The organism is Streptomyces sp. NPDC111656, assembly GCF_055656965.1.
On sequence record NZ_JBVKCA010000021.1, the window covers coordinates 122,864 to 137,696 of the forward strand.

Annotated in this window: 4 protein-coding genes; all 4 read right to left on the bottom strand. The window is 72.4% G+C overall.

What is annotated here, in order from left to right:
- Positions 1 to 9 precede the first annotated feature (9 nt).
- A complete protein-coding gene (locus ACZ7M3_RS42270; RefSeq protein WP_351310162.1) occupies positions 10 to 372 on the bottom strand; it encodes an ArsR/SmtB family transcription factor in 363 nt (120 codons plus the stop codon).
- A gap of 247 nt (positions 373 to 619) precedes the next feature.
- Positions 620 to 1,879, bottom strand: coding sequence for an MFS transporter (locus ACZ7M3_RS42275; RefSeq protein WP_472070877.1), 1,260 nt, complete (start codon positions 1,877 to 1,879; stop codon positions 620 to 622).
- Positions 1,876 to 2,850 carry an ornithine carbamoyltransferase gene (locus tag ACZ7M3_RS42280; protein ID WP_452964786.1) on the bottom strand — a complete coding sequence of 325 codons (975 nt, stop codon included), beginning with the start codon at positions 2,848 to 2,850 and terminating at the stop codon, positions 1,876 to 1,878. Before ACZ7M3_RS42280 ends, ACZ7M3_RS42275 begins: the two co-directional genes overlap by 4 nt.
- An 88-nt stretch (positions 2,851 to 2,938) precedes the next feature.
- The gene (locus ACZ7M3_RS42285; protein ID WP_472070883.1) at positions 2,939 to 14,830 is read right to left on the bottom strand and encodes an amino acid adenylation domain-containing protein; all 11,892 of its coding nucleotides are present in this window, start codon (positions 14,828 to 14,830) and stop codon (positions 2,939 to 2,941) included.
- Positions 14,831 to 14,833 lie beyond the last annotated feature (3 nt).

Sequence of the window (14,833 nt, forward strand, 5' to 3'; positions counted from 1 at the left end):
CGTACCCGTTCACTTCGCTCCCTTTGTGGTGCTCGCGGTCTCGTTCTTGCTCTCGTCCTGATCGGTCAGGGTCCGGGCCGCGTCGGCCACGGTCTCGGGGGTCAGATGCAGGACGAAGGGGGTGACTTCGAAGTACTTCATCGCCTTACCGCCCTCCGACAGTTCGAGTACTCCGGTCACGAGTCCCGCCGCCTCGAGGCGCTGCAGATGCATATGGAGCAACGGGCGGCTCATACCGATCTCGCGGGCGAGCCGACTGACGTAGTTACGCCCCTCCGACAGCGCCGCGATGATCCGCATCCGGTGCGGATTCCCGAGAGCTGCCAGCATCTGCAACACCTCATCACCGGTCGGGGTCGGGAATGTTTCCATCGCGACCTCTTTCATGTGTAAGAAAACCATGACAGGTGCCCGAGGTACCTGTCAACAGTTTCTTACACGTGAAAGACAGACGCTGTGGAGTTGTCCCGCTGCGCCGCATGGCGGAGCACCGGACCCATGGGGGCGTCCGGTGCTCCGAGCCTTCCGTGCAGCTCTATATCCCTTCGATATTCGGGTACGCCGACGGCGGGCACCCGGGGTCGGCCCACGCCGCCGGGTGCCCGCCGACCGGGCCGGATCAGCCCTGCCGCTCCTCCACGCCCATGCTGCGTACCGCGGGCGTGGCCAGGGCCACGAGGGCGAGGACGGCCATCGCGGCGGCCACGCCCAGAACGCTGCGGTACGTGCCCGCCGCGGCCAGCAGCAGCCCGCCGACAAGGGCTCCCAGGGAGTTCATGCCGGAGCCGACGAGGCCGAACACGCTCATCGCGCGGCCCTGCATCTCGTCCGGGGTCACCCGGACCTGGTGCACCCCGGCGGCCACGTTGAGCAGCGCCCCGGCCCAGCTGGTGCCCGCGCACAGCGCGCCGAGTACCACCGGCTGCCCGGTCAGCGCGATCCCGGCGATCAGGCCCGCCCAGCCGAGCAGCGCACCGATCAGGATCGCGGGCAGCGGCAGCCGCTTCATGAACCAGGAGGCGGTCAGCGCGCCCAGGACGCCGCCGACGCCCTCGATGACCCCGATGACGGCCATGTACGAAGGCGGGTACCCGCCCTCCTTGACGATCAGCACCAGGGCCAGATTGAGGATCTGGAACAGCAGGTTGCTGCCGCCGACAATGACGATCGCGGCCCGCATGAAGCGCTGTCGCCATACCCAGGCGATGCCCTCGCCGATCTCGGCCCGCACCGACCGTCCCGCCTCCTCGTCCCGCTCGTCCTGGAACGACTTGGGGATGAGCAGCAGCGTGACCAGCGCGAAGAAGTGGGTGAACGCGGCCACCCCGAACGGCAGCCAGCGGAACGCCTGGAAGAGGACCGCTGCGCTCGGCTGCCCGAGCAGCCCGGCGGCCTGGCCGCGCGCCTCGTTCTGCGACAGCGCGGCCGACAGGTGGTCGGGGTGCACGACGTGGCGTACGGCGGCCCGCTCGGCGAGCTTGTAGAAGATCACCGCGCCGCCCTCCAGGAACGCCGCGGCCATCACGTGCGGCACCGACAGCACCCCGAACCACAGCGCGGCGGCCAAACTGCCCATCGAGACCAGCCCGACCGCGTCGCACACCACCATCAGCCGTCGCCGGTCCCAGCGGTCCACCAGCGCGCCGGCCGGCAGCAGCAGGAGCAGCTGTGGCAACAGTGCCGCCGAGCCGACCAGGCCGGCGTCGGCGGGCGAGCCCGTGTACCAGAGCATCAGCAGCGGGTACGCCGAGACCGCGGCTCGGACGCCGAACTGGGACAGTCCCGCACCGGACCACAGCAGCAGGAAGTTCTTGTTGCGGCGCAGCGGGGGCGGCTTCTCGGTCTCCTCGGGGACCTCGGCCTGGTCGACCAGGGTCACCGGCCCGCCCCCACGGCCACCGGCTCGGAACACGGGACGCCGCCGACGGTGCCGAGGCGGCACCACTCCAGGACCGCCATCGCGCTGTGCATCTTGTTCTCCGCCTGGTCGAAGGCGATGCTGTGGCGCCCGTCCAGGACGTCGGCGGCCACCTCCTCGCCGCGGTGCGCGGGCAGGTCGTGCATGAAGACCGCGCGCGGGCTGGTCTTCCACAGGTCGGCGGTGACCCGGAACGGCAGGAAGCCTGCGCGCCAGTCCGGGTCGGCCTTGGCGGTGCCGGTGGTCTGCCAGCGCGTGGTGTAGATGACGTCGAAGTCGCCCGGGAGGGCGTCCATGTGGTGGTGCTCGACGACCGACGAGCCGGTCCGGGCGGCCTGTTCGTCCGCCCGGCGCCGTACCTGCCCGGCCAGCCCGTACCCCTGGGGCGTCCGCAGCTCCAGCGTGGTGCCGTTGAAGCGGCTCAGGCCGAGGGCGAGCGCGGCGGCGGTGTTGTTGCCCTCGCCGAGGTACAGCACCCGCAGCCCGTCGACCCGGCCGAACCGCCTTAGCAGCGTGGTGAGATCGGTGAGGCCCTGCGTGGGGTGCTCGTCCGCGCTCATCGCGTTGACCACCGACATCCGCCGCTGCGCGGCCCAGCCGCGCAGCTCGGCGGGGTCGCCCGCGGTCCGTGCGACCAGCACGTCCAGCATCCGGGAGAAGACCCGGCCGGTGTCCTCGGTGGTCTCGCCGGTGTTCAGCTGCAGGTCGTCCGGCCCGTACGAGAGGATCTGGCCGCCGAGCCGCAGCGCCCCGGCCGAGAAGGCGGTACGGGTCCGGGTGGAGGTCTTGCGGAAGTAGACGCCGGTGACGGTGCCGGCCAACGGGCCTCCGTGGGCGGCGGTGCCGGCGGAGAAGTCGGCGCCGCGGGCCACGATCGCGCGGAGTTCGGCGTCGGAGAGGTCGTCGAGGGAGATGAGGTGCCGAGGGGTCACGGTGTGCTCCTGGGTGCGTCGATGGCGGCCGGTCCGACGGGGTGGACCAACGAGGCCCTGCCGGACCGGCCACCGGAAAGGGGCGGGGTCAGACGGTGTCCATGGCGGCGGCGATTGCCTTGACCACGTGCTCGCCCGCGTCCCCGTTGGTCAGCACGACCAGTCCGGAGCCCGCGGTGAGCCGGGTGACGGACACCCCGTGGTATCCCGTCGGGGTGCCGCCGTGGCCGAACTGGGTGTCGGCGCCGGTGGCGTCGACCACGGTGCCCAGACCGTAGAAGGTGTCCCGGTGGGGCGTGAGCAGCTCGGCCGCCGTCTCCTCACGCAGCAGCGCGAGCGGCCTGCCGAGCGCCGAACGGCGGATCTCCAGGGCCAGCTTGGCGAGGTCGGGCGCGGTGGACCAGAGGCCGGCGGCAGCCGCGTCGGGGCGGATCCGGCGGCCGCCCTCGATCTGCCGGCCCTCGGCGTCGTGACCGAGCGCGACCTTGCCCACGCGCCCCGGCATGACGGGGAAGCCCTGGTCGAAGCTGCTGTCCCGCATGCCGAGCGGGTCGAGCACCAGGGTCCGCATCAGCTGGTGGAACGGCTCGCCGGTGGCGTCCGTCATGGCCTGCTGGAGCACCGAGTAATGGACGTTGGCCTTGCGGAAGACCGTGCCGGGTTCGAGGTCCCGGCCGACCGGGGCGGTCGTCGCGGGCCCGCTGCCGTGCAGCAGGTCGAGCAGGGTCGGTACCGCGTCGCCGGGCTGGAAGCCCTTGCCCGGGGTCGGCGTGAGACCGGCCAGGTGGCCGAGCAACTGCCGCACCGTGACCGGGACCTCACCGTCCGGCACGCGCCAGCCGCGCAGATAGGTGTTGACGTCCTCGTCGAGGGCGAGCACCCCGTCCCCGACCAGCCGCAGCGCGCCGAAGGCGGTGACGTGTTTGCTGAGGGAGCCGACCTGGAACGTCGTGACCGGCGTGACCGGGATCCCACCTGCGGCGAGGCCGTGTGCCTCGGCGGCGACCAGTTCGCCGCCGATGATGACGGCGACGCTGACCCCGGGCACCCGGTACCGCTCCAACACCTCGGCCGGCACCGGCAGCAGGCTCGCCGGGGCGGGCCCGGGGGCGGGCTTGGGCGCGGCGGCCGCGACCGCCTCGTCGACGGCCGCCGCCAGCTCCGCCAGCGTCTCGTGCTGGTAGAGCATGAACAGCGAGAGCGGCAGCTGGGCCTCGCGGGCGGCGGCGACCACCTGGATGACCAGAATGGAGTGGCCGCCACGGGCGAAGAAGCTGTCGGTGGCGCCCACCCGCTCCACCCCGAGCACCCTCGACCAGATGGCCGCGAGGGCGGTCTCGGTCGGGGTGGCGGGCTCCACGAACTCGCCCTCGCTGTCGGCCTCTTCGGGGCCGGGCAGCGCCTTGCGGTCGACCTTCCCGTTGGCGTTCAGCGGCATCGAGTCGAGGACCGTGAACGTCGCCGGGACCATGTAGTCGGGCAGCTTCCCGGTGCAGTGCCGGGCGAGCGCGCCCGCCTCGACGGCATCGTCGAGCACCACGTACGCGGCGAGCCGCACATCGCCCGGGGCGTGCTCGCGGCCCGTGACGAAAGCCGCGCGGACCGCCGGGTGGCCGAGCAGGACGGCCTGGATCTCGCCGGTCTCCACCCGATAGCCGCGGATCTTGACCTGGTCGTCGGCGCGGCCGAGGAACTCGACCGTGCCGTCGGCCAGCCAGCGCGCCAGGTCGCCGGTGCGGTAGATCCGGGCGCCCGGGGGGCCGTACGGGTCGGGCAGGAACGTCTCGGCGGTCAGGGCGGCTCGGCCGATGTAGCCGCGGGCGACTCCGGTGCCGCCGACGTACAGCTCGCCGACGGCCCCGGCCGGTACCCGGCGCATCCCGCCGTCCAGGACGCGCATCACCATGCCGGGAAGCGGGCGCCCGATCGGCACCACCTCGGCGGCGAGAGGCCACGTCAGCGGAAGGACACTGGTGCCGACGGAGGCCTCGGTCGGCCCGTACTCGTTGATGAGCCGTCCCGCTCCCAGCACCTCGGCCCAGCGGGAGGCGAGTTCGCCCTGAAGCGCCTCGCCCGCGACCACGATCACTCCGGCGAGGTCCCGGGCCTGCGCGTCGCTCACCTGGTGCGAGAGCACCTCCAGGTGGCCGGGGGTGAGCTTGAGGAAGGCGTACGGGCCATGGGCGAGCAGCCGCTCCCCCAGCTCGGACAGGTCGAGATCCTGCGGCAGCAGCACCACGGGCCGGCCGGCGAGCAGTGGCGCCCACAGGTTGGGGACGACCAGGTCGAAGGCGACCGAGGAGAAGACCGCGCCTCCGCCGGTGCCCGCGCCGACGAGGTCGCGGACCGCCCAGCCCAGATGGTTGGCGAGCCCCCGGTGGGAGACCGCGACCCCCTTGGGGCGGCCGGTGGAACCCGAGGTGTAGATGGCGTAGGCGAGTCGGTCCGGTTCGCTGGGGGCGCCGGCGGGGGCCGTCGGCCGGGCCGCGATCGCGGCGGCGTCGGCCGCCAGGTCGACGACCGTGACCCCGGCGGCGAACCGGTCGGTGTACCCGGTGCCGGTCAGCGCGAGGGTGGCGCCCGCGTCGTCGAGCATCGTCTCGATACGGGCGGCCGGGAACGCCGGGTCGAGCGGGATGTAGGCCGCTCCGGCCTTCCACACGCCGAGCAGCGCGGCGTGCAGGTCCGGGCCCCGGTCGAGGAGCACACCGACGAGCGACTCGGTGCCGACTCCCTGGGCGAGCAGGTGGTGCGCGATCTGATTGCCGCGCGCCTCCAACTCGGCGTAGGTCAGGGTGAATCCGTCCCCGGTGACCGCGACGGCGTCCGGGGTGCGGGCGGCCCGCTCGGCGAACACCTCGTACACCGGGCGGTCGGCGGTCGCCCCTTCGGGAGCCGTCTCCCAGCCCGCGATCCGGCCGGTCTCGGCGGGCGGCAGGCAGCCGGAGCGGGCGTCGCCGTCCGCACCGCCCGCCATCTCCACCAGGACCTGGCGGTAGAGGGCGGCGATCCGCTCGCCATGGGCCCGGCCGACCGCGCGGGGCGCGCAGCGCAGCTGGAGCCGGCCGGGGGCGGTGCCGACGGAGAAGCCGAACTCGTTGGAGCTGGCGCCGATACTGGCATCCGCGTCGACCCGGGCGCCCAGGTCCTGCTGCCCGGCGGCGACCGAGGTGAAGTCCTGATAGCTGAAGTACACCTCGACCAGCCGGGAGCCGTCGCCGAACTCCCGCTGGATGGCGGGCATCGGGAAGTGCCGGTGCGGCCAGCCGGCGAGCTCCGCGGCGAGGGTCCGCTCGACGAGCTCGCGCCAGGTGCGGGCACCGTCGGTGTACCCGATGGGCTGGATGTTCAGGAACATGCCGTGCACCCAGTCCGCGCCGGCCGCCTCGGGCCGCACGTGCGAGGTGAGGCCGGTCAGGAAGGCGGGCTCGGGAGTGAGCAGGCTGAGCGCCTTGAGATGGGCCGCGAGCAGCACGCTCTTCAGCGGCGCCTGGGCCTGCGCGGCGAGCCGTTCCAGGCCCTCGGTCAGGTCGGCGTAGCCGACGTCGAGGAGGTACATCTCCTCGGACGTGTCCGGGTCGGTCTCGCCCCAGCCGGCCGGCAGCGCGAACCGCTCGTGCCCGGCGACGACGGCCTGCCAGTGGGCCCGGTCCTCCCCCGACTCCAGGGCCCGCGCCTCGGCGGCGACGGTGTCGGCGAACCGTACGGCGGATGCCTCGTGGGCGGGCAGCTTCCCGGCCAGGGCCCCGTCGTACAGCGCGAGCAGTTCGGTGAGCAGCCCGCCCAGGCTCCAGCCGTCCAGGATCACATGGGAGTTGACGGCGGTGAGCTGGCGGCTCCCGTCGGCGCACAGGTGGACGGTGACGTCCAGCAGGGGCGCGGCGGCCGGATCGAGCGCGGTCCGGCCACGCTCGTCGACGTAGGCCTCGACGGCGGCGGTGGCGCCGGCCTCGCCGAGTCCGGTCAGGTCGACAACCTTCAGCCGGAGTTCTGTGGTGCCGTGCACCAGTTGCAGCGGGACGCTGTAGGTGTCGAGGTCGACGCTGGTGCGCAGCACGTCGTGCCGGGCCACCAAGGCGTCCAGGGCCCGCTGGAACGCGGCGGCGTCGAAGGGCCGCGCGTCGCGCAGCCGCAGGCTGGTCACCAGGTGGTAGTCGGGCCGCTCGGGCGCTGACAGCATCTCGATCTGCATGCCGAGCTGGTTCTGCGTCAGCGGATAGGCGTCCACCACACCGGCGGGCAGCAGCTCACGGTCCGCGGTGGATATCTGGGCGTACGGCGCGATCGGGGCCGGGGCGGCGGCGGGGGCGGCACCGGTGCGCCCCGCGAGCAGCTCGGCGAGCGGGCCGAGGACCGGCCGCTCCATGAGCTCGCGCACGCTCAGCCCGTACCCGGCGTCCCGCAGTGTGCCCACCAGCAGTACGGCCCGGATGGAGTCGCCGCCGAGGTCGAAGAAGCTGTCGTGGACGCCGACCTTGTCGACGCCGAGCACCGACTGGAACACCGCGGCGACCTGGGCCTCGATGGCCGTGCGGGGAGCGACGTACCCGGCGGCGGAGCGGAGCTGACCGCCCTCCTCCGGGGCGGGCAGGGCGCGCTTGTCGAGCTTGCCGTTGGTGGTGAGCGGGAGGGTGTCGAGCGCCACGAAGGCGGCCGGAACCATGTACTCGGGCAGGGTCCGCGCCAGGTGTGCGCGCAGGGCGCCCGCGTCGGGGAGGAACTGCCCGGCCGCCACGAGGTAGCCGACGAGTCGCTTGTCGCCGGGGGTGTCCTCGCGGACGACCACGACGGCCTGGGCGATGTCCTCGTGCGCGGTCAACGCGGCGGCGATCTCGCCGAGTTCGATGCGGTAGCCGCGGATCTTGACCTGGTCGTCGATACGGCCCAGGAACTCCAGGCTGCCGTCCTCACGGCGACGGGCGAGGTCACCGCTGCGGTACATCCGGCCGCCGGCCGGCCCGAACGGGTTCGGCACGAACCGCTCCGCGGTCAGGTCCGGACGTCCGAGGTAACCGCGCGCCACACCCGGACCCGCCACATGGATCTCACCCTCGGTGCCGACGGGCACCTCGGCGCCCTGGGCGTCGAGCAGATGCACGGTCAGGTCGGCCAGCGGACGGCCGACCGGGTTGCCCGCGCCCGGTGCGAAGTCCCGCTTGGTGAGCCGGTGGTAGGTGGTGTGGACGGTGGTCTCGGTGATGCCGTACATGTTGACGAGCGAGGTGCGACCGAGGCCCAGTCTGTCCGTCCATGGCTGGAGTTCGGAGACCTCCAGCTTCTCCCCCGCGAAAATCACCGCGCGCAGGCTCAGCTGTTTGACCCGGCGGTCACCGGAGGCGGCGGCCGCCACCAGGGACCGGAAAGCGGTCGGCGTCTGGGAAAGAACCGACACCTCCTCCCCGACCAACAGATCCAAGAACTCCTCCGGCGCACGCGTCACCGCCCGCGGAACCACCACCAGCCGCCCACCATGAGCCAACGCACCCCACATCTCGAAAACCGACACATCAAAGGCGTACGAATGCGCCATCGACCACACATCGGACTCATCGAACCCGTAATGCTCCTGCGCCGTCTCCAACAGCCGCACCACATTGGCATGCGTCAGCACCACACCCTTGGGCCGACCCGTCGAACCCGACGTATAGATCGTGTAGATCACATTGTCCGGATCACAGACCCGCACCGGATTCTCCACCGAAGCCGCAGCCAACGCGGCACACGTCTCCTCCGCATCCAGCACCACCACCACACCCGAAAACACACCCGACAACGACGGCAACAACGCCGACGTCGTCACCACCACCCGAGCACCCGCGTCCCCCAGCACAAACCCCAGACGCTCCACCGGATTCGCCGGATCCAACGGCAGATAACCCGCCCCCGACTTCAACACACCCAACAACGCGGGAACCAGATCCCCACCCCGCTCCAGATGCACACCCACCAGATCCTCCGGACCCACACCCGCCGCACGCAACACATGCGCCAACCGGTTCGCCCGCTCATTCACCTCCCCATACGACAACGACAACCCACCCGCCACCACCGCCACCGACCCCGGCGACCCCACCACCCACGACTCGAACAACTCATGAGCCAGAGCGCCCACTTCAGCCTCCCCCTGTACTGGTTCCGTGGCCCCGAACTCGTCGAGCCCGATCTCTCCGTCGAGCCCGATCTCCCCATCGAGCCCGTTCGCGATCGACTCCAGAACCTCGCGGTACATCTGGGCCAGGAGCTCGCCGTTCGCGCGGGTGATCAGGCCGGTGTCGCTGTGGATGCCGATCTTGCGGTCGCCGTGCGCGTGCACGGAGAGCCCGAACTCGGTCGGCGCCTCGCTGATGCCCGTCCCGGTGTCCACCAGGTCGGTGTCGGTCTGGTGGAAGTCGATGTAGTTGAAGTGGACGTCGAGCAGGCGCCGTCGGCCGCCCCAGGCACGCTGGATGGCGGGCAGCGGGTAGCGGCGGTGGGCCCAGATCTCCGTCTCGCGGCGGAACACCTGGACGATCGCCTCGCGCCAGGTGCGCGCCCCGCGCTCGTGGGCGAACGGCAGCGTGTTGAGGTGCATGCCGATCACCCGGTCGGCGCCGACGGCCTCGGGCCGGGCGTGGAAGACCACACCGGTGTGGAAGGCCGCGGCGTCCGTGAGGCGGCCCATGACGGTCAGGTGGGCGGTGAGCAGCACGGTCTTGAACGGCACGTCCGCCTCGGCGGCCCGCGCGCGCAGGGCCTCGGCGAGTGAGTCCAGCGGCACGTCGATGCCGTACGGCTCCGCGGTGGCCGGGTCGCCGGCCCAGGCGGCGGGCGGGGCGAGCCGGGCGTGCTCCTTGACGATCCGCTCCCAGTAGGCGCGGTCGGCGGCGCTGTCCAGCGAGTCGAGTTCCCCCGCGACGAAGTCCGCGAAGCGCACCGGCGGGGCCTGGTACGGGGCGGACTCGCCCGAGTCGCGGACCTCCCGGTAGGCGTTCACAAGCTCCATCTCCAGGGTGTGCTGGCTCCAGCCCTCGACGATCACGTGGGACTGGGTCAGGGTCAGCCACCAGGCGTCGTCGCTCTCCAGGTGGATGGCGACGCGCAGCAGCGGGGCGACACGGAAGTCGAACAGGTCGGCGCGCTCGGCGGCGACGTACGCGAGCAGTTCGCGCTCGCCGTCCACCGGACTGGTCCCCCTCAAGTCGTCGATCCGGACGGGCACTTCGGCCGTCGCGTGCACCAGCTGCATCGGTACGCCGTAGCCGGTGATGTGCACCGAGGTGCGCAACATGTCGTGGCGGGCGGTGACGGTGCGGACGGCGGCGCGCAGCGCGTCGGCGTCGAAGGGCCGGTCGTCGCGGATCCGCTTGGAGACCACCGTGTGGTAGTTGTTGCGGCCGTTCTCGGAGAGCAGTTCGGCGACCATGCCGAGCTGGACCTGGCCGAGCGGGTAGGCGTCGACGGCGTCGGCGGGCAGCAGCGCCCGGTCGGCCGCGCCGATCAGGGAGAACGGGCGGACCGCACCGGCCTGGACGGTCAACTTGTCGCGCCCGGCCGCCAGTTCGGCCAGGGTCGCGACCGTGCGGTGCTCGAAGACGTCCCGCACGGACACGTCGTAGCCGCGGCCGCGCAGCGCTCCGACGACGGTGACGGCGCGGATCGAGTCGCCGCCCCGGTCGAAGAAGCCGTCCTGGGCGCCGATCCGGCGGGCCCCGAGGGCCTGCTCCCAGACCTCGGCGACCGCGCGCTCCGCCTCGGTGGCGGGCTCGGCGTACGCCGCGTCGGCGTCCGTGTCCGCCTCGGGGACCGGCAGGCCGCGCCGGTCGACCTTGCCGTTCGGGGTGAGCGGCAAGGCGTCCAGGGTGACGTAGGCGCCGGGGACCATCGCCGGCGGCAGCTGCTCGGCGAGCTCGGCGCGTAGCGCGGCCACGTCGAGGGTGTCGTCCTCGGCGGGCACCAGGTAGGCGACCAGGAGCTGGACGCCCGGGGTGTCCTCACGGACGATCGCGGCGGCGTCGGCGACCTCGGGGCGGTCGACGAGCACGGCTTCGATCTCGCCGAGTTCGATGCGCTGGCCGCGGATCTTCACCTGGTGGTCGACGCGGCCCAGGAACTCGACGTCGCCCTCCCGGTTCCAGGCGACGACGTCACCGGTCCGGTACAGGCGGGAGCCGGCCGGGCCGTACGGGTCGGGCACGAACCGCTCGGCCGTCAGACCGGGGCGGCCACCGTAGCCGCGGGCGACGCCGACGCCACCCGCGTAGAGCTCGCCGGGGACACCGACCGGGACCGGGGCCAGGTGCTCGTCCAGTACGTACAGCCGGAAGTTGCGGACCGGCTTTCCGATGGTGACGCGAGTGTCGCCGATCTCGTCACCGGCCCGGATCAGGGCGTGTGTGATGTCGTCGGAGCACTCGGTCGGGCCGTAGGCGTTGACCATCGGCACGTGCGGGAAGCGGTCGAACCAGCGGCGGCACAGGTCCGGCGGCAGCGCCTCGCCGGTCACCACCATCCAGCGCAGGGACGGGAGCCGGACGTCGAGGGCGCCCGCGTCCATCGCGTCGAGCGCGGCGCGCAGCAGCGACGGTACGACTTCGAGGACGGTGATGTGCTCGTCGGCGGTGCGCGGGAACAAGGACAGGGGGTCGAGCGCGGTGTCCGCGTCGGCCACCCGGACCCGGCCGCCGACCGCGAACGCGGCGAGCATCTGCCACACCGAGATGTCGAAGGCCATCGACGCGTTCTGCACGATGCTGTCGGCGCCGGTCAGTTCCAGGTCCTCGACCTTGGCGAGCAGGTGGTTGGCCATGCCGTGCCGGTGGACGTGGACGCCCTTGGGCCTGCCGGTGGAGCCGGAGGTGTAGATGACGTACGCCAGGTCGTCGGGGTGGGCGGTCTCCGGCAGATCGGTGGCGTCCTGCGCGGCCCAGTCGGCCGGCTCGTCGAGCAGCACCGCGGCGGCGTCGATCCCGGCCAGGGCGTCGGCGTACGAGCCCTGGGTGATCAGCACCTTCACCTGCGCGTCGGCGGCCATGAAGGCGAGCCGGGACGCCGGGTAGCCCGGGTCGAGCGGCAGGTAGGCGCCGCCCGCCTTGAGCACCGCGAGGACGGCGAGGACCGTCTTGGGGGAACGGTCGGCGCTGATGCCGACCACCGTGTCGGGGCCGACGCCGAGGCCGCGCAGGTGGCGGGCGAGCCGGTTGGCCTCCGCGTTGGCGGCGGCGTAGCTGAGCGCGGTGGTGTCGTCGGAGATCGCCGGCCGGTCGGGGTACTCGGCGGCATACCGCTCGAACTCCCGCTCGATGCTGATCCAGGACGACGTACGGGCCGTGTCCGCCCAGGAGTCGAGCAGTTCCGCGTCGGCGGCGCACAGACGGGTCGTGCGGGCATCGCCGTCGACACCCTCGGCGGCCATCGCCTCCAGGACCGACCGGTACATCGCGGCCAGGCGGTCCGCCGCGTCCCGGCCGAGCACCGAGGTGTCGGTCTTCAGGGTGAGACCCCCGCCGGAGGTCGAGACCTCCAGGGCGAACTCGGTGGAGCCCGAGCCGAGCCCGGCCGCGAGATCGAGCTGCCGGCCGTCCAGGTTGTGGAAGTCCTGGTAGTTGAAGATCACCTCGATGAGGCGCCCGGCCGTGCCGGCGGTGCGCTGGATCTCCGGCAGCGGGAAGCGGCGGTGCGGCCAGAGCGCGACCTCGCGGTCGAAGACCTGGCGCACCAGCTCCCCCCAGGTGCGGGCGGTACGGGTGTGCGGGAACGGCAAGGTGTTGACGTACATGCCGAACACCCGGTCGGAGCCCAGGACTTCGGTGCGCGTGTCGCAGATCAGCCCCGTGTGGAAGGCGGGCTCGTCGGTGAGCTGGCCGAGCACCTTGAGGTGGGCGGCGAGCAGCACGCTCTTGACGGAGACCCCGGCCCTGGCGGCGAAGGCGCGCAGCGGCGCCTCCAGGTCCATCAGCTCCACGGTGACCGCGTAGTCCTCGGCCGCGCCCGTGCGGTCCGCCCAGTCGGCGGGCAGCACGAACGGCGTGTACCCCTGCACCACTCCCTGCCAGTGCGCGCGGTCCTCGGCCGACTCCAGGGAGGCCAGCTCGGCGGCCACGGTGTCCGCGAAGCGGACATCCGGCGCCTGGTACGTCTCGGGCGCGCGGCCCGCCGCGAACGCCCGGTAGCAGGCGATGATCTCCATCAGCATCGCGTGCTGCGACCAGCCCTCGGTGATCATGTGGGACTGTGTGAGCCCCAGCCACCACCCGTCACTCACGACATGCGCCGCGACCCTCAGTTGCGGAGCGACCGCCGGGTCGAGCAACTCGGCCCGCTCCGACGCCTGGTGGGCTCGCAGCTCCGCGTCGACGCCCGCCGCGTCCAGGTCGCTCAGGTCGTGCACCGCGACCGGGGTCCCGGCCGAGGCGTGCACGAGCTGCAGCGGCCGGGAGGCCGTGGACAGGTCGAAGGAGGTGCGCAGCACCTCGTGCCGGGCCGTGACGGTGCGCACCGCCGCGCGGAGCGCGTCCGCGTCGAACGGCTGCTCGTCGCGGACCTTGTAGCCCGCGGTCGAGTGGTACGCCGCCGGGGCGCCGCCCCGCGAACCGGCCACCATCTCGACGAGCATGCCGGTCTGCACCTGGGTCAGCGGGTACGCGTCGACCACGCCGGCCGGCAGCAGCGCCCGGTCCGCCGCACTGATCATCGCGAACCGCTCGACCGTGCGGAACTCCTCGACCGGGGCGGTGCGGCCCGCGAGCAGCTCGGCGACCGAGGCGATGGTGCGCCGCTCGAAGACGTCCCGGACGGACACGTCGAGACCGGCCGCGCGCATCGCGCCGACCAGCGCGACGGCACGGATCGAGTCGCCGCCGAGGTCGAAGAACGCGTCCTCGACGCCGACCGAGTCCAGACCGAGGGCGTCGGCCCAGATCAGCGCGAGGCGCTGCTCCTGCGGGGTGCGCGGGGCGACCGAGCCGGCCGCCACCGCCAGGTCGGAGCGGTCCGGCGCGGGCAGGGCGCGCTTGTCGAGCTTGCCGTTGGTGGTGAGCGGAATGGTGTCGAGCGCCACGAAGAGGGCCGGGACCATGTAGTCCGGCAGTGCGCGGCCCAGGCTCTCACGCAGCGTGCGGGGATCGGCGAGTCCGCCCTCGGCGGGCACCGCGTACGCCACGAGCTGCTTGTCGCCGGGGGTGTCCTCGCGGACGACCACGACGGCCTGAGCGATGGACGGCTCGGCGGCGAGCGCGGCGGCGATCTCGCCGAGTTCGATGCGGTAGCCCCGGATCTTGACCTGGTCGTCGATACGGCCCAGGACTTCCAGACCTCCGTCGGCCAGCCGCTTGGCCACATCGCCGCTTCGGTACATCCGGCCGCCGGCCGGCCCGAACGGGTTCGGCACGAACCGCTCCGCGGTCAGGTCCGGACGTCCGAGGTAACCGCGCGCCACACCCGGGCCCGCCACATGGATCTCGCCGGGGACACCGACCGGCACCGGCCGGCCGTCCGCGTCGAGCAGCAGCACCGAGAGGTCGGAGAGCGGATGCCCGACCCGGCTGGTCGCCGGACGGGCCAGGTCCACACCGTCCACCTTGTGGTAGGTGGTGTGCACGGTGGTCTCGGTGATGCCGTACATGTTGACGAGCGCGGGAGCGTCGAGGCCCAACACATCCGTCCACGGCCGAAGTTCGGAGACCTCCAGCTTCTCCCCCGCGAAGACGACAGCACGCAGGGAAAGCTCGTGAACCCGGCGGTCACCGGAGGCGGCGGCCGCCACCAGGGACCGGAAAGCGGTCGGCGTCTGGGAAAGAACCGACACCTCCTCCCCGACCAACAGATCCAAAAACTCCTCCGGCGCACGCGTCACCGCCTGCGGAACCACCACCAGCCGCCCACCATGAGCCAACGCACCCCACATCTCGAAAACCGACACATCAAAGGCGTACGAATGCGCCATCGACCACACATCGGACTCATCGAACCCGTAATGCTCCTGCGCCGTCTCCAACAGCCGCACCAC

Bases quoted from the DNA above. Each gene is read 5' to 3' on its own strand.
- ACZ7M3_RS42270 (WP_351310162.1), bottom strand. From the start codon at position 372: ATGGAAACATTCCCGACCCCGACCGGTGATGAGGTGTTGCAGATGCTG.